Origin of the sequence: Enterobacter cloacae complex sp. IR5418, assembly GCF_049238105.1 — a bacterium.
Classification (GTDB): Bacteria; Pseudomonadota; Gammaproteobacteria; order Enterobacterales; family Enterobacteriaceae; genus Enterobacter; species Enterobacter hormaechei.
Genome location: NZ_JBMKHS010000052.1, coordinates 1 through 17,838 on the forward strand (window position 1 = coordinate 1; position 17,838 = coordinate 17,838).

A 17,838-nucleotide genomic window follows, 5' to 3' on the forward strand; every position below is an offset into this window, starting at 1 on the left:
AAGATGCGTGATCTGATCCTTCAACTCAGCAAAAGTTCGATTTATTCAACAAAGTCAGTCGGATGTGGTGGTCTCGCTTGAGGCGATTTTGATTGTCCGCCCATGGACACGACATTTTGATTATGCGTTTAGCAACGGGGTGGTGAGTAATACCGGGAACACCTATTTTAAATATGTTTCCTCGGTCGGGTGCAGTACGCAATACAACAATTCAAAATATATTCCCCCGGGACAACGGCTGGAAATAGATAATGCCGGGCAGGCTGCAAGGCGAATGATTATTTATGGCAATAAAATCATTCCGCTGACCACCTGCCCGTAGCAACCGCTTTCCTTCATAAAAGGAAATTAGCCTTTAGCAATACGCTAAAGATCCATCACAACAGGAGAAAAAAATGAAAGCGATTTCATTCACAGAAGCGAAAGACATTATTGGCGGCGCGTTAAACCCGTTCGCTGGTCTGGTTAAAGGTGCACAGCTGGGTTACGACACCGGTGCCAGCATCATGGGCATGGTTGGCGGTGTGGTTGGCGGAGTTCTGGGTGGCGCAATGGGCTTCCTGGGCGCGCTGGTTGGTAGCTACAACTAATTCACGTTAACAGGAAAAGACTCATGCAAGTTATCGATTTCAAAAAAGCACAGGCCATCATCGGTGGCTGGGATCCGTTTGCTGCCGCTATTCAGGGCGCAAGCGCAGGCTATAACGCGGGCAGCCAGATGTTAGGCGCGCTGGGCGGCACCATCGGCGGCGTATTCGGCCTGGTGGGCGGCTTCATCGGTGGTTTCTTCAGCGCATAAGCGAGAAGCACGTTGTACGCATGGCCCGCATTGCCGGGCCATTTTTTTATTTCAGCCACGGATCATTATGTTTTCGCTCTTTCAGTATAAAAAACAGGGGAAGACCCCTGTTATACGCCAGCATGAATTTACCGAATGTGGACTGGCCTGCCTGGCGATGGTGTTGGGGCATTACGACCACCATGTCTCCGTCAGCCAGCTGCGCCGGGAGATTTCCGTTTCCGCCGATGCGGGAACCTCAATGGCGGAATTAATGACCCTCGCCAGCGATAAAAATATGTCTGGCCGGGTGCTTAAAGGCGAAATCACTGAAATAGAAACGTCTGAGCTGCCGCTCATCGCCTTCTGGCGCGGCAACCATTTCGTGGTTATCGTGAAGATCGACAGCCGTAGCGTGACCATACACGATCCCGCCAGCGGCGTGCGCCGTTACCGCCTGAAAGAGGCGGAAAAACTCTTTTCCGGCTATGTGCTTGAGCTTAAGCCCGCGCCGTGCTTCGAAAAGAAATCCCCGGATGAAAAACTCACGCTTGGCCGGTTAGCCAATAAATCCCCGAGCCTGTTCCAGCGCCAGCTGCTGCTGTTTGTGCTCTGTATTTTTACCCTCATCACCATGCTGGCTAGCCCCACCTACGTGCAGCTGATTATGGATGAGGCCATTGCCCGCAGCGACAGCGATCTGGTGATCCTGCTCACCGCCATCTTCGCTATCGTCTTTATCTTTGAAGTCATCGGTAAATTCCTCAAGCAGCTGCTTGAGATCCTGATGCGTAACATTGCCTATGACGATTTAAGCCAGTCCGTGCGCCACTACATGCTACGCACCCAGACCAGCTGGTTCCGCTCGCGTCCGCCGGGCATCGTACTGGCCATCGAGAAATCGCTCCACGCCTGCGCGGAGTTCATCAGCAATGGCTACGTGCAAATTCTCTTTTCCAGCCTGATCGCCGTCACCAGCCTGCTGTTTATGCTGCTGTATAACGTCAAAATTGCGCTGCTGACGATGCTGCTGATGGGCGTGTTTTTCCTGATCCGCTTTTCGCTGATTGGCCCCTATCAGCGTGCCGTGGATGACTCCATCGAGCGCACCGCCCAGTATGAATCTCTGCTGGTGGAGACGCAGAAAGGGATCATCACGCTCAAGGCGAACAACATGGAGCAGGCCCGGGATGCGGTGATGGACAAATCCCAGCGCGAACACATCGCCGGGCTGATGCGTAAAGAGCGGTTACTGGCGCGCTTTGATGTGGCGTCGCTGCTGGTGATCAATGCCGAGCAATTGCTGGTGGTCTGCTTTGGCGCGTGGCTGATCCTGGAAGGGCAGATGAGTATCGGGATGCTGTACGCCTATATCAGCTACAAGCGCTATTTTTCCGATGCCATGGTCCAGGTGGCGCAGAAGCTGCTGGACAAAAATGCCCTCAAGGGGCCGCTGGATCGCGTGGGCGATCTGCTGTTTGCCCCCTCTGAAACCAGCCAGTTTGGGAAGCGGATTGTCACCTCGCCGGTCTGTCTGCAATTTGAGGATGTCTCATTTGCCTATCCTGGCCGGGAGGCCACGCTACAGCATATCAATATGACCCTGAAGCAGGGCGAAGAGGCGGTGATTGTTGGCCAGAGCGGGTCGGGAAAAACCACGCTGCTGCGTCTGATCTCCGGCATGCTGCTGGCATCGTCTGGCACGCTGCGGATCAATAAGATCCCCATTGAGGAGTGCGATCTCTCCTCGCTGCGCCAGCACATCCGCATCGTCCATGCGGACGATATTCTCTTCACCGGCTCGATTCTGGACAACATCGCCTGCTTTGACAGCGCACCGGATAAAGAGCAGGTCATTGCCGCGTGTCGGCTGGCGGAAGTGGACCACGTCGTCGCCCGGCTGCCGCACGGTTACGAAACGGAGATGCTGCCGGGGAACACCTTTTTCTCGGCCGGGGAGATGCAGCGTCTGGTTCTGGCGCGCGCCTTGTACAGCCAGCCTAAGCTGCTGCTGTGTGACGAAGTGACGGCGAACCTGGATAAGACGACCGCGCAGAAAGTGCTGGCGAACCTGCGTAGCCTGGGGATTGGCCTGGTGTTTGTCACCCACTCGCCGGACGTGGTGGGTTGCCATGGGCGTCTCTATACCATGGAAAACGGCACTCTGCGGGAGAATGCGCCATGATGCTACTGCCGCGTCTCTATGCCCGTCTCTGCGCGCGTCAGGCCGGACGCACGCTGCTGGCAAACCGGATCACGCAAAACTACAGCCAGTTTATGCGCTGCCCGGAGGCCGATGTCCCGGCTGATTTTCTGCATCAGAACGCCCATGAGCTGAGCGGGTTTAACTTCGTGGAGCAGATCTTCCCGCCCGCGCTGTGGGCGCGCAACATTCGTTTCGATCTGCACGGGTACGTGGCGCAGTGGACGCAGGAGCAGGCATTTTACAGCTCGTCTCGCACCCTGCTACTGGGCATGCGCTGGGCGGGATTTGGCCTGATGATGGATGCGCTGCTCGCCACCGCGCCAGACGATGTGCGCTTTCAGTTTATTACCCGTTACCCTGCGTTGCATAAGCTGATGGCCGCGCACGAAGGCCGACGCGTCAGCTCTTTTTTCGCCCCTCACCGCCTGGTGACGGTGCTGCTGGTGGACGAACGTCTGCCGGAGGCGCCGCTGTTCCCCACTCAGGCAGGCGATCAAAAGGCGTGGTTAACGGATGTCTCAACGCGGTTTTTATCGCGCTATGGCTACAGCGTCCGAACGTTGCTGCCGGTCTGTTCGCTGCACGCGGCGGAGTTTGGGCTGGAGAGCCAGGCGTATGCGCCAGAGGATTACCGTCTGGCCGCTACCGACACGCTGAATGCGCTGCGCAAAACCCCCACGCTCTGGAGTGCATGGGACGATCTTTCAGTGATTTATCATGGATGACATATCGTGAAATTAAAAAACCGAAGCCGACAGCGGCGGGCGCTGATCCCGCATCACTTCTCAAAAAGCTATCACATCAACGCGCCTCGGCTGAAAACCGTGCTGACCTTGTTCATCGCCTTTTTTCTCTGCCTGCTGGTCTTTGCGATTGTCTTTAATTTTTCGGAAACCACGCTGGCACGTGGGGTGCTGATCCCGGCGCAGGGCGATGTGGAAGTCCGCGCCAGAGAGTCCGGTACGCTTGTGGATTTTGCCGTACGGCCTGGCCAGTACGTGAAGGAAAACGATCCGCTGTTTACCGTGTCGCAGGACTATGGCGGCAAGCAGGGCTCGGTGGTGCAGTTTGACCGCCAGCAGATGGAAGCGGAGAAAAAGCGCAGCGAGCAGCGCATTCAGGCCATTGAGGACTCGATTGCGTCGTACCGCAAAAATCTGGCGCAGCAGCTGACGCTCACCGACAAGCAGATCGCCGTGTCCCGCGATAAGGTGAAGAAGTTGCGTGCGCTGCTTAAAAACAGCACCGATACCTATGAGGCGTGGAAATCCGTCTCCGGGAAGGGCTATGTCTCCAAAGTGGATCTCGATAAAAGCCACAACGATGTGCTCAATGCGCAGCTCAACCTGACGCTGGAGGAGAGCACTATCCTTGAACTTGAGGCACGCAAAACCAGCCTGACCGACAGTACCCAGTCGCAAATTGACTCTCTGAGCGAAGAGCAGCTGTACGTGAAAAACCGCATCAGCGAAATCGATCGCAACCTGTCCAGCCGGGGGAGTTCCACCATGGCCATGCTGGCCCCTTCGGATGGCTACGTGGTGGCGATTAACTTTCCGCTAGGCCGGGCCATTACGCAAAACAGCGAGGTGGTGGTGGTGATCCGTAAAAATACCGCGGCGACGATGGAGGGGTATCTGTATGTTCCGGCAACGGGGGTGGGACGCGTGGCGAAGGGCGATAAGGTCAAGCTGCGCTTCGACTCCTGGCCCGTGGATAAATACGGTTCCGTGGAGGCAACACTGTCCGATTTCTATGAGGTAAACATTGATGCCCATTCGGCGCTGATCCCGCTCCAGGAAGGGCAGAACTATTACCTGGCTAAAGTGCGCGTCCCCTCCTGGTTTACCGACCCGGACAAGAAAAAGCGCATGCTGATGGGCGGAATGACGGTGAACGCCGATATCGTTATCGATCGTAAGCCGCTTATCAATCTGCTGATCGCGCCGCTGGAAAGGGTGCGCAAGCGGTTTATCGATTGACCCGATTTCATCGATCATCGCCCTTTAGCCCACATTCTTAACGGCACCTTGGGGCTATTCTCCTTCTTATACCAACCGGAGGATAGCCCATGAACATTACGCAAATTCGCAATGCCACCCAACTGATCACTTACGCGGGAAAACGCTTTTTAATCGACCCAATGCTGGCGCCAAAAGGCACTTATCCGGGTTTTCCCGGCACGGCGCGGGCTGACATTCGCAACCCGATGGTCGAGCTTCCCGTTGACGTTCAAACGCTTCTGGATGCTGACGCAGTGATCGTTACCCATACTCATGCCGATCACTGGGATCAGTACGCCGTTGAGCTGATCGCCAAAGACAAGCTGATCTACGTGCAAAATGATAGCGATGCCGCGCTGCTGCGCAGCCAGGGATTTACCAACCTGACGATCATGACCGGGGAAACAACGTACGGTGATATCCGGATAGTGAAAACCCACGGCGGCCAGCACGGTACTGACCGCGCTTACGCCGTGCCGGAGCTGGCAGAGTTTCTGGGGGAAGCCTGCGGCGTGGTGTTCCGTCATCCCGATGAAAAGACGCTTTATATCGCAGGGGATACCATCTGGCGCGATGCGGTGGCGGCCGATCTGCAAAAGCACCAGCCGGATATCGTCGTGCTCAACGCCGGTTACGCTCATGTTATTGGGTTTGGGCCGATTATCATGGGGGAAGAAGATCTGCTTAACGTGCATTTCCTGCTGCCACAGGCCAAAATCGTGGCGACCCATATGGAAGCTCTTAACCATTGCCTGCTGACCCGCCGCGCGCTGCGCGAGTATGTTGATGCCAACGAGGCAGGTGACGCGGTGAGCATTCCCCAGGACGGCGAAACCGTTATATTCTGACTGTTAAAGGGGAAAGGAGAGACCGATGCCGCTTATTAACGTTGCCATTGTCGCGGTGGACGGGTTTAGCCCGTTCCACTACTCCGTCCCCTGCATCCTGTTTGGCGACACGGTATCCGGGGAAAAGCGCTTTAACGTCACGATCTGCGCTGAAAAACCGGGATTCCTGAACTCGAAAGACGGTTTTGCCCTGCATGCGACGCAGGATTTTTCCGCGATCGCATCGGCTGAAATTGTGGTTGTACCCTACTGGCAGCACGTTCTGGAGCGCCCGCCTCAGACGCTGCTCGACAGCCTGGTTCAGGCCAGAGACAACGGGGCGGAAATTGTTGGGCTGTGTCTGGGATCGTTTGTGCTGGGCTATGCGGGCATACTCAGCGGCAAACGGGCCGCCACCCACTGGGAGTTTGAACGCCAGTTCCAGTCGCTATTTCCGGACGTCCGACTGGATATCAACGCCCTCTACGTGGATGACGGCAATATGATTACCTCGGCGGGTACTGCCGCCGCGCTCGACTGCTGTTTGTACATCATCCGCCAGCGCTTTGGCAGCGTCGTCGCCAATCAGATTGCCCGCCGGATGATCGTCCCGCCGCACCGAGAGGGCGGGCAGGCGCAGTTTATTGCGCAACCTGTACCGAAAGATACCCGTGATGGGCGGATCAACTGTCTGATTGACTACCTTCAGCAGCATATTTCCGAACCACATAACCTGGACTCTCTTGCGGAAGTGGTGTCGATGAGCCGGCGCACGCTGACCCGCCATTTTTTCAAGGCGACGGGCATGAGCGTTGCCGACTGGCTTACCGCCGAGCGCCTGCGGCGCAGCCAGATCCTGCTGGAGTCCGGCAACCTGCCAATCGAAAACGTCGCCGGGCAGGTGGGTTTTTTATCAGCGGTGACGTATCGGCAGCAGTTTAAGGCGCGCTTTGGCGTCAGCCCGGCGGAGTGGCGCAAGACGTTTCGCGTTAAGCCGTTTGCAGCGAAAAATAATGCTGGCGCGATGGAATAAAAAGACGTGGGCGGCTTCTTTTCCTTTAAAGCTGGCGGCAATGGGTATGCATCAGACGGGTTACAAGCACTTCTCTTCCGGTTAAGATAATCCACGTTACTTTCCAGAAGAAAAGGTAGTGGCATGAGCAATATTGAAACGCAGTTACTTGAATCAGGTTTCACCGTAAAAGAATTAGCGTACCTGAACCGAAACATTAGCCGTTATGGTTCATCCCTGCTCGAGGTGGTGCTTGAGTTAGGTAAGCGATTTATCATGGTTCTGTGTATTACTGCGGCTGTGGCCCTGATTTTCCTGGCGCTTCTTTTTTTCGCTGAACATTATAATATTGTTTCCGGAGGCATTTCTCTTTTCATCGTATTGATTATTGTCTGGTTTTTTCAACCCCCGATCATTACCTACAAAGCCTGGCGCTTCAGAAAGAAATACATTAGTTCTGTCCAGACGCATTAGAAATTAAATCAAACGAGACTTTTGCAGAGACACCCCAGCCGACAATTTTCAGAGTGAGCGCTGCGCGATTCATTCCGTCGACCTTGCGGTAGAAATCCAGCGGGAGATAACGAAACAGACGCCATGATTCGGGTTTCCGGATGGCGCCAAATACCGTATAGACGCTTGCTGCCAGGCTTACGCTGTTGAATACTCCCAGTGCTGATTCACGTTTAAATCCCATAAACTGAGCGATATCCATGACGCCATCTGCCAGCATACCTTCGGAGTTTGGTTGATGTTGAAGCGTTCTGTTAATTTCTTTTGAAATGGCATTTGCACCATCCATAACCAGAATCGCTCCTGCAAGCGCACCCACTGGATTCATTGTCATCATTGCACCAACACCTGCAACAATCTGTAACCCTGAAAGCACAACCTTAATCGATGAGATAACGTAACCGACGACTTTGTTATTTTCTTTAACCAGTTCAATCTGAGCAAAAAGCTGAGCTGTACGGGAGCGAAGCATTCTGCTTTGCTCAAGAAGACTTTCGTTCTCAGCCCGGATTTTTTTCAGGCATTCCATGCACTCCTCTTCACTTCTGGCCGCCCGGGTAGCACTAAATTGTTGCATTACAAACTGCCGTATTTCATCCATAAATTTAATCCGTGCGAGTCCGTCGCTAAGATGTTGCCCTCCGACAATATTCGCAGTATTGATAAGCTTCCGGGCTTCAAGATTTATCATTGTTTCAGCCCATGCACGGGTGTTCTGACCAGGGAAAAGTGCAATATCCATTTTAATTTTCTCATCTGATAACCAACGTTTACAGATTATCCTGGCATCAGAAACTGGCAACAATAAATTGGATAATCTGTCGCGAGCGCAGAATTTGCCGAAGGTATATACCGACGGGAATCATCGTCGTTGATGGCAACCTTGAGAGTGGTGACTGGATAAAACGAGTGCAAGAAACATAGACTTACCCCAGCCTCTCCATCCTCGTCTCCCCCTCCGCCATCGACAGCTGATACAGCGAAAACGATCGGTGCTTCTCAATCAAATGCGCCAGCTCCGGCGAGTGGCTGGTGAGCCAGATCTGCGAGTAGCGGCTGGCCTCGGCAATCAGGCTTGCCAGGGCGGGCAGCATCTGCGGATGCAGGCTGTTTTCCGGTTCGTTGAGGGCGATGAAGGCGGGAGGGCGCGGGCTTAACAGCGCCACCGCCAGGCACAGAAAACGCAGCGTACCGTCGGAGAACTCTGCCGGTTCCAGCGGCCTGCTCAGCCCCTCGCGCTGCATCATCATGCGGAAGCGCCCGCCGGTGTTGTCGCTGTAAAACACGCAGCCGGGGAAGGCCTGGTCGAGAATGCGCATCAGCAGCAGCTCGTCGCCAATTTCGACAATGGTCTGAAACGCGGCGGCCAGGTTCGCGCCGTCGCTGGCCAGCACCGGGGAGCGAAAGCCCACCTGCGGCGCACGGATCGCCGAGCCGGATGAAACGGAAAACTCATGATAAAAGCGCCAGTTACGCAGGGACTCGCGCATCTGAGACACTTCGGGGTAGAGGTGCGGTTCACCGAGTTGACCGAACACCGATTCGTTCTCATACAGCGTACCGCTGTGGGTCACTTTTTCGTGATGCACGTTGTTCAGGAAAACCGCCTGATTCTTACGCTTCATCAGCTGTGACGACGGGCGACGGTGCTGTCCGCTAAGCCAGATAGATTCTTCTTTGATCACCGGATCGAGCTGAAACTGTGAGGGATAGGGCAGCTTTTCCACGAATCCGACCTGAAGCTCATATTCATAGGTTTCCGTTTCCACCGCCAGGTTCATGCGCCGCAGCTGGTCGCTGCGGGTTTTGCCCGCCCAGAACACTTTCAATATTCCCCCCTCGTTCGCCAGCGCCTGGGAGAATTGCCCCTGCGCCGCGCTGTGCATCAGGTAAATCGCTTTATAAATATTGGATTTTCCCGTTCCGTTGGGGCCGAACACGATGTTGAGCTGTTCCAGCTCAAGCGACATATCGCGAATCGAGCGGTAGTTCTGAATATGCAGATTTTTGATCATCGGGGGACTCCGCTGTGCACGCTTAACCTGTACAGAATTACAGTATTTTACGCTAAGCGCAAAAAAAAGACGACAGTGAGGGTGTCGTCTAAACGGGGTACAGCTTTGGGCCTCTGTGGGTCAATGGGGCCTTCGCTTCTTTCTTATCAGGTCACGGCCAGACGCAGACCCAAATCATCAGGATAGGGATCAAAGTAGTTTTGCGTCATCAGATACCGGTCAGGGTATTCAGCCAGATAATGCTTCAGCAGCGTCAGCGGCGCGAGGATCGGCAGCAGCCCGTCCCGGTAATGCAGGATCACATCACGCAGTTCTCCGCGCTGGCGGCTGTTAAGCTGGTTACGGAAATAGCCCTGAATGTGCATCAGCACATTCGTATGATTCTTCCGCGAAGCGGGTTTTTTCAGGATAGTCATTAGCTTTTCGCGATACGCCACGAAAAACGCTTCCAGATCGTCCCACTCGTGCAGCGATGCCACGAACGGGCCAATCTCACGATAGCCTGCCTGGTGGTGCGCCAGAAGCTGAAGCTTATAGCGGCTGTGAAAGTCCAGCAGAGCACGGCGCGTCAGGCCATTTTTACGCATGACGTTCAGTTCGTGGAGGGCGAATACGCGCTCGACAAAGTTTTCCCGCAGTACCGGATCGTGCAGGCGACCGTCTTCTTCGACGGGTAGCCATGGGTAGGTTTCAAGGAGGGCGGCGGTGAACAGCCCGACACCCTCCTTGCGGCCCCGGTTGCCGTTTTCGTCATACAGCCGCACGCGCTCCATGCCGCAGCTTGGCGATTTTGCACAGACGATAAAACCAGACAGATCGCCGATTTTCGGCAGATAATTGGCGGTAAATTCGGCCATTTTCTCGGTGACGTCATCGTGCGGCGCTTTGCTGAAACGCATTTCTGTCTCACCGCGGGTGGTCATCACCAGACGCAGCGCCGGACGTGGCGTAGGCAGGCCGATCGCCATTTCAGGGCACACCGGGCGAAACGTCACCCACTGAGCCAGCTCATCCATCACAAAGCCCATACGCTTATGCCCGCCGTCAAAGCGCACGGTGGAGCCGGTCAAACATCCGCTAATACCCAGCACAGGTTTTGTTGTCATGGTGTGCACCTCCCGATCGCATATCTAAAAGTTACACAACAATGCGTATTTGTCCAAGTATTGGCGGAGTTATTTTTAAATCATCTTTAAAATCAATGTTAATCAGCTGCCCTTGTAGGTCGAGTAACCGTACTGGCTGAGCAGAAGCGGGATGTGCAGTTTTTCATTGGTGCGGGTGACGGTAAACAGCACCGGCACTTCCGGGAAGAAGGATTCCAGTTTTTTGCCGTGGAAATAATCTGCGGTTTTGAAGGTCACTTTATACACGCCAGGCGCCATATCCTGATCCTGCGGATAGAGCGATTTGATGCGCCCGTCGTGGTCGGTTTTACCGCTCGCAATCGGCGTCCACTTGTCCTGCTCCTGTTTCTCCAGCGTGACGGCCACATCCGCTGGCGGCATACCGGTTTGCTGGTCCAGAACGTGGACGCTGAGGGTGCCTGCCGGGGCGCTGAACGCGGCAGGCGCGAAAGCCATTGCAGCCAGCATCATCAGAGGGAGTGTCTTTTTCATCGTGTTTTCCTGTTGAGTTATTGTTGACAGGAAAACGTTAGCACTCGCTGCGCGAAAAAATATTCAACTTTTCGTGAAGATTGCCACAGCAGAAAATAATCAGAGGATAATCACCTCAAGGGAAACCTGCTGCTGCCACTGCGCAACCTGCTTTTTCCGGGCGGCGGTAAGTTTACCGCTGGTGACCAGCAGCCATTTGCGGTCCGGGAAAATTTCCGGGACCAGCGCGGCAGGGGGAACCGGCAGTATGTCGATGCGGTGCCCCTGGCCGGTGCGCGTCAGGGCTTCAAGCCAGATCTCACACGGGTCGTTCAGATACCAGCCGCTGATGAGGATGTTATCGCCCGGCGCTTTTTTATCGCCCTCCAGGCAAAACGAGGTGTAGGCGATGAGGATGCCGTCGAGGATCTCACGCAGCGTCATGGCGGCGGCGACGTTGGCCGATATCTGGCTGCGCAACGGACGCAGCACGTGAGTGACCAGCTCTGGACGCGGGTATTCGCGCCCGGCGTCGTAAATCATCTGACGCAGGGATTCAATTTTCCCCTCCTGCAACTTTTGCAGCATGGCCTGTTGCAGGGTTTGCCAGTTATTGGCGCGGCGGGGCGCGGGGCGGTCCAGCAGTGATTTAACCTGACCGATGGGTACGCCTTTTTTTACCCAGTCGAGGATTTTCAGCGCCTGCTGAACGTCCTCATCGCTGTACAGGCGGTGACCGCCGTCCGTACGCTCGGGTTTGAGTAAACCATAGCGTCGCTGCCACGCCCGCAGCGTGGTGGCGGTGATGCCGCTGAGTCTGGCGAATTCGCCGATGGAGTAAGCCATGTCTGCATCCGATGAGAAGGAGTAGTCTCAATATACTACGAATATTCCCCGACGGGATGAAGCGCCGCACGGGTGCGCTACACTTAACGTCCAACCGCGTAAATGAAAGGAGTTCTCATGAGGCTATGGCCTGTAGTTACCGGTGTCGCCATTGCGCTGACGCTGGTTGCCTGTAAATCTCCCACGCCGCCGAAAGGTGTGCAGCCCATTACCGGCTTTGATGCCAGCCGCTATCTCGGCAAATGGTATGAAGTCGCCCGACTGGAAAACCGCTTCGAGCGCGGTCTGGAGCAGGTCACTGCGACGTACGGCAAGCGCAGCGACGGCGGTATCAGCGTACTGAACCGCGGTTACGATCCGGTGAAGAACAAATGGAATGAGAGCGAAGGGAAGGCGTACTTTACCGGCGAACCGACCACGGCAGCGCTGAAGGTATCGTTCTTCGGTCCGTTCTACGGCGGCTATAACGTGATCAAGCTGGACGATAAGTACCAGTACGCGCTGGTCAGCGGCCCGAACCGCGACTACCTGTGGATTTTATCGCGCACGCCGACCATTCCGGATGCGGTAAAACAGGACTACCTGAACACCGCGCGCGGTCTGGGCTTCCGGGTCGATCAGCTGGTGTGGGTGAAGCACTAACCTACTGATACGAAAAGGTGATGCTTGCCAGGGCGTTGGCCGAGCCGGGGACCAGCTCTCCGGTTCGGATGTACTGCGCCTGGAACGGCAGGGACAGCGTTTGTGCCGAGCTGGTGGTCTGGATGAAAAACTGTCCCGTCGTGCCAGCGGCCGAGCTGTCCGGCCCCATCATCAGCGGCCCGGTGCCGTTATAGAAAAACTGCACGCCAATGCCGGAGGCCGTGGAGTCTCCGGTCAGCGTCACGACCGACGAGGTATTTGACGGCGTGGTCTGATCGGTCATCACAGCGTTAACCGCCACGTTCTCATCGCAGGTCAGGCTGACGTTAAACTCGCCGGACGGCGAGGTGCTGCCCACGGCAGGCAGCGTGTGGATATCTATGTTGCCCAGGTCGACGTTGGCGCTTTTCGTGCCCACCGTGCAGCCGCTTGCCGTCACCGTGATGGTGGTCGGGTTGATGATCACCTGCGCGGTTTTCACTTCGTTGTTATACGCCGTCAGGATCGCCGCGTTAATGGTCGGGGTCTGGTATACGCCGGATTTCAGCGGAACGCCGGTCTTGATAAACGTCACCTTTGCCGACCAGCCCAGTCCGGTGGCGTACCCGTTTGTCCCGTCGGCCGGATAGCTCTGCGTAATGCCCGTCTGCATCGGGACATAGGTGGTGCCGTTATAATCTTTAAGCCCAAGAATGAAGCCGATGCCGGGCACGCCCGTTTCAAATACCCTGTAAGTTGCGCCATCGAGAATCACCGTGATGCCGGTGGCCGTTACGCTGCCGCTCGGCTCCAGCGTCCCTTTGGAGCAGGTAAAAACCAGGCCACACCAGAACACTTCCGAGACGCTCGCAGTGGCGCTCCATTCAGAGCCGATCGTCTTTCCAGGCACGATGGAATCTGCCGGGCCGGACCACGACATGGGCGTTGGCGAAAGGGTGATATCCGATGTCCAGGAGAGGGCAAAGGCCTGAGAGGTCATGAAAAACAGGGCTAAAAACAGTAAACGCATTATTGATACTCCGTCGTCCAGGTCGCCACTGCCGAAACGTCTCCGGCAGTGACTGGCGCACCCGTGGCGGCCAGTCGCGCATAGAAGGTCATTTTTACGCTCTCATCCCCCGCCGTGCCGTAGGCTGCGGTTTGGGTGTCCAGCGGGATAAGTACGCTGTCTTTATCCAGAATCTGCACCGCGACGCCGGTTGCGCCGCCGTCAGCGACTTTCAGAAGCTGCGGGTTTTCGTCATCCGGCGTACCGCTGAAGCGGATTTTCACGCCAGCAAAGGTGGGGCCGCACGCTTCAAAGGTGAGCGTGAAGGGCGTTTTGATATTGCTGACCGCCCCCGCCTCGCTAAATTGCTTTATGCCGAGGGTGCCCAGCGGCACGTTTTGCTCCTTTGAATCTTCCGAGACAATGCAGGTATTGCCGATCACATTGCCGGTCACGGAAACCAGGATGTCATAGCCGCGTACGGGGACAGTGATGAATATCAGCAGGATCAGGGGGAGAAACCGGATGGTTACTGACATGTGACCTCCTGGGAATAAAGCCCGGTGCGGGCGTGATAATTCTGCGAATTCAGCGCATAGCGGATCGTGCAGCGCTGGGTGCTGTTGCGTCCCCATACGGCATGCAATGTTCCCTTCGCTGACAGGCCGGTCAGATACACGCTGCCGCCATCGCCGACGATACCGCTGGCTTTGTCATCCGCTGACGAGACCAGCGTGCCGAAGGGCAGCACGTCTTTAGCGTGACGCACGATAAACATCGCTTTTGCCCCCTGACGCGTGGTGAGGGTGGCGCGAACCAGTGCCCCGTCGGTGGGGATTTTATTGGCGATGGCGTTCTCAAGTTCCACGTCATTGCCCACGGTGGTGACATCCAGCGCAACCTGATTAACGCGATATGGCGTGGCGTACGGGATCACCGCATAGCCCCGGCTGTCGGTTTTGATGCCCTTGTGGTTGAGCACGGCGACATGGCTGGCACCCGGGGCTTTCACCAGAATATTGGTGTTCCCGAGCGGCTGGCTCAGCGTCAGACCATCCTCATGCAGCACCGCCCCGCCGCTCATCCCGTAGCTGAGGTTGCGGGAGCCACCGGCGTAGCTGTAGCCCAGGTTATAGTCCCCCCACGCGCCCTCGTATTGCAGCGCGGCATCGCCGCCGTAGTGCTGCTGCGCGCTGTAGCGCTGGTTGACGCTATAGAAAAGGTTTTCCTGTCCCGGCAGATAGCCACTTAAACCGGTACTGGCGGTGGTGCCAGCGGGATCCGCATGGGTAGCGGTAAAACGGAGACGGGTCGACAGCGCCGGGTTACCCAGCGGCACCGACAGAGACAGCGCAAGGACATTGTCTTTCTTGTTGTCGTACAGGCTTGAGCTACGCTGGGCGCTGATGCCAAGCGACAGGTTACGAAACGTCGCGTTCCACGCGAACTGCAAACTTTGCGTGGTTTTTGACGTATTCCAGTAGGTTTGTTGATCCCATGACAGCGACAGCGCGCCGTATTCGCCCATCGGCTGCGACAACAGCAGCTGATTTTTTGCCTTACGCGACATATGCAGGTTGTAAACCGTGTCGTAGTGGGTGGTGACGGTGCCATCGTCTTCCACGGTCTGTTCTGGCGCTCCGCCCGCCATGCCTTTGTAGGTGGTATCGCTGAGGGTATAAAACCCTTGCGTTGAGTAACGCAGCGAGAAGAAATTGACCCGTGTACCGAAATCGTTCAGCAGCTTGCTGTACCGCAGGCGCACCGAATCACCGGTGTAGTGCTGATTATCAGCCAGCTGGCTCCGGGCATGGGTAAGGTCGAGGGAGTAGGCGCCAAAGCGCCCGAGATTCTGCCCGATACCGAAGGCCAGGCCGCTGTAGCGATCGGAAAACTGCGCCCCGCCATAAAACGTGAGGCCGTATCGCCAGCCCAGGAACAGCTCGCCCTGCGCGAAGGAGGGCGCGATCTGATTGCTCGCAGGGCGGTATTTCCCCGCCCCCAGGGCGTACTTCACCTGACCGTTACGCACCAGATTCGGCACGCTGGCAAAGGGCAGGGTGTATTGCATCTGGCTGCCGTCGCTCTCCTGAATGGTGACGGCGAGATCGCCGCCGGAAGAGGTCGGATAGAGATCTTTCAGCACAAACGCCCCCGGCGGAACGGAGGTTTGATAGATGACGTTACCGTTCTGGCGAACCGTCACCGTGGCATTGCTGCGCGCGATGCCGCGCACTTCAGGCGCGTAACCGCTCAGGCTGGCGGGCAACATATTGTCATCGGTCTTCAGGGCAATTCCACGCAGGCCAACGGCGTCAAACACCTGCGAGGAGGTGAACGTTTCACCGGCGTAAACCTGGGCACGCAGGGCGCGGATATCCCGCTGTAGCCAGGTCTGGACGTGGGTGAGTTCGTTACTCTCTTTGGTCCACGTGGTGAAATCACGCAGCCGCCACGCGCCCAGGTTGGCGCCGCTGTTGAGGCTCACAAACAGCTGTTGTTCCCGCGTGCGCGTCTCGCCCCGGTAGTCATTATTCGCGCCATTAACCACATAGTTCAGCCACGCGGCAGGAATGCCGGACTCCCAGCTTTCCGGGCTGACGTACCCGCGCGGCACAGCGCGCATCGCACTTTGCGGTACGGTGAAGTTGAGGGTAAGCGTCCTCTGGTCAAAATCAAACTGCGTATCAGTGAATGACTGGGTTAAAAAAATGCAGCGCTGCGCAGGCGGCAACTCACCCCCTTTAGCCTGACGGCTGTCGATGCCAAGTGCGGCGAATTGCGCAGGCGTCAGGCACGGCAGGGCTTCACCGGGCGTGTTTTCAGCGACGCGGAACGTGACGTTACCTGTGAACGCGAACTGGGTGTTGATATACACGTTAAGATTGTACTCGCCCGGCGGCAACGCGCTCCCGGCGTTGACCCAGGCCAGATCGGCGCTGTTGGCGCGCTCGCCGTTGAGAAACGCAGGGTTAAATTGCAGCTCGCTTTCGGCAGCCACGGCGTGCCGAATCACCAGGGCGATCACCGTGGCGCACAGGATTTTGGTTTTCATGTGGTCACGCCTTACTGTTTTTATTATTGGGATAACGTCGTGCGGGTGACGGGCGTCCAGGCCCCATAATCGTTAATCGTCTGGTAGCTCATGCTGCTCGCATGGCTGAAGGTGTCTGCCAGCGTTACGCTGGCTTTCGGTGGCACCATAACGGGCGGCACCGGCCTGCCATCAATTTTCAGGTTAATGGTGGTGAGGTAATACGGCGTTGGGTTGGTCAGCGTGACCTTCCCCGCGCGGCAGGCACCGGCAAGGTTTTTCCATGCCTCCCCTGCGCCATCCCTCAGCCCCTCCGGGCGATAAAAGACCTTGATGCGGTTGGCAGAGGCGAATTGCAGTGAATTGCCGGAACCGTTTTTCACCTGCTGTGGGATCGCTTTGACCGTCATCCAGTACAGCGTTTCGCGATCGGCTGGCAGGGCGTTGCCGCTGAACATGATTTTCACCGCGCTTTCGCTGGCGGGCTTCATGACGTACAACGGCGGTGTGATGACGAAGTCGTTGGTACGGCTCCCTTTCTCGTCTTCCATCCATGACTGGATCAGAAATGTGGCATCAGGATGGGTATTTCTTACCTGCATCATCGTCTGCGTCGTTGCGCCTGCGTAGATCAGCCGTGTTGCGCCTAACCCCACGCCGCCTGCGTACACGGCGGATGAACATAACGTGCCAGCCAGACAAATCCATGTGTTTACGCGCATTGTGCGTCTCCTGAAAGCTGAGTCAGACCCGGCCAGCAGACCGGGCCTTGAGATTACGAATAGGTCACGGTGTAGGTGGCGACCGCGCTGGCATCACCCGCCGTGGCGTTGCCCAGTGGGGAGTAATATTTCGCGCTGAAGTTCAGGGTGTTTTCCCCTGCACGCAGGGGGATCGCTGCTGCCGGTTCACCCAGCCTGACGACGTTGCCCTGTTCGTCATAAAGACGAATCGCGACATGCTGCGCCGAGGCGGCGCCGCCGTTTACTCCCGCGGCCAGACTATTCACATCGGTGCTGTCCGGCGTACCGGTGAAGGTGATAGCCACGGTCGTTGCGGCAATAGGGTTATCTTCCGTGGACGCGGAGGTATCGGCGATTTCGCAATCTTCCAGCGTGATGGAGAAGGCTTTTGCGGTACTGGCTTCACTGCCTGCGGCAGCCAGCGTGGCGGTACGCACTTCACCCATGTCGACGTCGATATTGGCGCTACCGGCGCTGATGGCACAGGCGGAGGTCACCACTTTACCGCTGAAGTTAACCGTGCCGCCGCTGGTGGTGGCGGCCAGTGCTGAGCCCGCTGGCAGCAGGGCGGCAATGGGCTTTGTTGAATAAATCAGATTTCGGGTAAGTCTCCCCCGTAGCGGGTTGTGTTTT

19 protein-coding genes are annotated in these 17,838 nt (G+C 56.4%); 9 read left to right on the plus strand and 10 right to left on the minus strand.

What is annotated here, in order from left to right; all coding sequences use genetic code 11:
- The first annotated feature begins 395 nt into the window (after positions 1-395).
- The 8 genes from ACOTX7_RS22480 to ACOTX7_RS22515 all read left to right on the plus strand — a co-directional run bounded on the left by ACOTX7_RS22480 (position 396) and on the right by ACOTX7_RS22515 (position 7,300).
- Positions 396-590 (plus strand): hypothetical protein, encoded by a 195-nt coding sequence (locus ACOTX7_RS22480; protein ID WP_000644465.1) that lies wholly within the window; start codon positions 396-398, stop codon positions 588-590.
- 23 nt (positions 591-613) lie between these two features.
- Positions 614-799, plus strand: a complete 186-nt coding sequence (locus ACOTX7_RS22485) for a hypothetical protein (RefSeq protein WP_001196016.1) — start codon at positions 614-616, stop codon at positions 797-799.
- Positions 800-866: 67 nt separating this feature from the next.
- The gene (locus tag ACOTX7_RS22490) at positions 867-2,963 is read left to right on the plus strand and encodes a peptidase domain-containing ABC transporter (protein WP_221256718.1); all 2,097 of its coding nucleotides are present in this window, start codon (positions 867-869) and stop codon (positions 2,961-2,963) included.
- Positions 2,960-3,709, plus strand: a complete 750-nt coding sequence (locus tag ACOTX7_RS22495) for a hypothetical protein (protein ID WP_221256719.1) — start codon at positions 2,960-2,962, stop codon at positions 3,707-3,709. The genes ACOTX7_RS22490 and ACOTX7_RS22495 overlap by 4 nt, the downstream gene beginning before the upstream one ends.
- 6 nt (positions 3,710-3,715) lie before the next feature.
- Positions 3,716-4,966: an HlyD family secretion protein gene (locus tag ACOTX7_RS22500; protein WP_221256720.1), complete on the plus strand. Its 1,251-nt coding sequence runs from the start codon at positions 3,716-3,718 to the stop codon at positions 4,964-4,966.
- Positions 4,967-5,055: 89 nt separating this feature from the next.
- Positions 5,056-5,835, plus strand: coding sequence for an MBL fold metallo-hydrolase (locus ACOTX7_RS22505; RefSeq protein ID WP_006812464.1), 780 nt, complete (start codon positions 5,056-5,058; stop codon positions 5,833-5,835).
- A 25-nt stretch (positions 5,836-5,860) separates the two neighbouring features.
- On the plus strand, positions 5,861-6,847 hold the full coding sequence (locus ACOTX7_RS22510; RefSeq protein WP_221813688.1) for a GlxA family transcriptional regulator: 987 nt from the start codon (positions 5,861-5,863) through the stop codon (positions 6,845-6,847).
- 123 nt (positions 6,848-6,970) lie between these two features.
- Positions 6,971-7,300, plus strand: coding sequence for a hypothetical protein (locus ACOTX7_RS22515; RefSeq protein ID WP_221813689.1), 330 nt, complete (start codon positions 6,971-6,973; stop codon positions 7,298-7,300).
- Here the strand turns inward: ACOTX7_RS22515 and ACOTX7_RS22520 are convergent.
- The 5 genes from ACOTX7_RS22520 to ACOTX7_RS22540 all read right to left on the minus strand — a co-directional run bounded on the left by ACOTX7_RS22520 (position 7,278) and on the right by ACOTX7_RS22540 (position 11,798).
- Positions 7,278-8,081 carry a DUF4225 domain-containing protein gene (locus ACOTX7_RS22520; RefSeq protein WP_221813690.1) on the minus strand — a complete coding sequence of 268 codons (804 nt, stop codon included), beginning with the start codon at positions 8,079-8,081 and terminating at the stop codon, positions 7,278-7,280. The genes ACOTX7_RS22515 and ACOTX7_RS22520 overlap by 23 nt on opposite strands.
- Positions 8,082-8,265: 184 nt before the next feature.
- Positions 8,266-9,354 (minus strand): AAA family ATPase, encoded by a 1,089-nt coding sequence (locus tag ACOTX7_RS22525; protein WP_006812462.1) that lies wholly within the window; start codon positions 9,352-9,354, stop codon positions 8,266-8,268.
- A gap of 146 nt (positions 9,355-9,500) precedes the next feature.
- Positions 9,501-10,460, minus strand: coding sequence for a YbgA family protein (locus ACOTX7_RS22530; RefSeq protein ID WP_006812461.1), 960 nt, complete (start codon positions 10,458-10,460; stop codon positions 9,501-9,503).
- 102 nt (positions 10,461-10,562) lie between these two features.
- The gene (gene uraH, locus ACOTX7_RS22535; protein ID WP_221256721.1) at positions 10,563-10,973 is read right to left on the minus strand and encodes a hydroxyisourate hydrolase; all 411 of its coding nucleotides are present in this window, start codon (positions 10,971-10,973) and stop codon (positions 10,563-10,565) included.
- A gap of 99 nt (positions 10,974-11,072) precedes the next feature.
- Complete coding sequence (locus ACOTX7_RS22540) at positions 11,073-11,798, minus strand: MerR family transcriptional regulator (protein WP_221256722.1); 726 nt, start codon at positions 11,796-11,798, stop codon at positions 11,073-11,075.
- A 117-nt stretch (positions 11,799-11,915) separates the two neighbouring features.
- Between ACOTX7_RS22540 and ACOTX7_RS22545 the strand changes: the two genes are divergently transcribed.
- Complete coding sequence (locus ACOTX7_RS22545) at positions 11,916-12,440, plus strand: lipocalin family protein (protein ID WP_003860954.1); 525 nt, start codon at positions 11,916-11,918, stop codon at positions 12,438-12,440.
- Between the two features lies 1 nt (position 12,441).
- Here the strand turns inward: ACOTX7_RS22545 and ACOTX7_RS22550 are convergent, their stop codons facing one another.
- Genes ACOTX7_RS22550 through ACOTX7_RS22570 form a run of 5 tightly spaced genes read right to left on the minus strand, consistent with a single transcriptional unit; the run spans position 12,442 to position 17,801 of the window.
- Positions 12,442-13,449, minus strand: coding sequence for a fimbrial protein (locus ACOTX7_RS22550; RefSeq protein ID WP_006812457.1), 1,008 nt, complete (start codon positions 13,447-13,449; stop codon positions 12,442-12,444).
- Positions 13,449-13,967, minus strand: coding sequence for a fimbrial protein (locus ACOTX7_RS22555; RefSeq protein WP_221256723.1), 519 nt, complete (start codon positions 13,965-13,967; stop codon positions 13,449-13,451). The genes ACOTX7_RS22550 and ACOTX7_RS22555 overlap by 1 nt, the downstream gene beginning before the upstream one ends.
- Positions 13,958-16,483, minus strand: a complete 2,526-nt coding sequence (locus ACOTX7_RS22560) for a fimbria/pilus outer membrane usher protein (RefSeq protein ID WP_221256724.1) — start codon at positions 16,481-16,483, stop codon at positions 13,958-13,960. The genes ACOTX7_RS22555 and ACOTX7_RS22560 overlap by 10 nt, the downstream gene beginning before the upstream one ends.
- A 23-nt stretch (positions 16,484-16,506) precedes the next feature.
- The gene (locus ACOTX7_RS22565) at positions 16,507-17,184 is read right to left on the minus strand and encodes a fimbrial biogenesis chaperone (protein ID WP_205924975.1); all 678 of its coding nucleotides are present in this window, start codon (positions 17,182-17,184) and stop codon (positions 16,507-16,509) included.
- Between the two features lie 53 nt (positions 17,185-17,237).
- Positions 17,238-17,801 (minus strand): fimbrial protein, encoded by a 564-nt coding sequence (locus tag ACOTX7_RS22570; RefSeq protein WP_221813691.1) that lies wholly within the window; start codon positions 17,799-17,801, stop codon positions 17,238-17,240.
- Between the last annotated feature and the right edge of the window lie 37 nt (positions 17,802-17,838).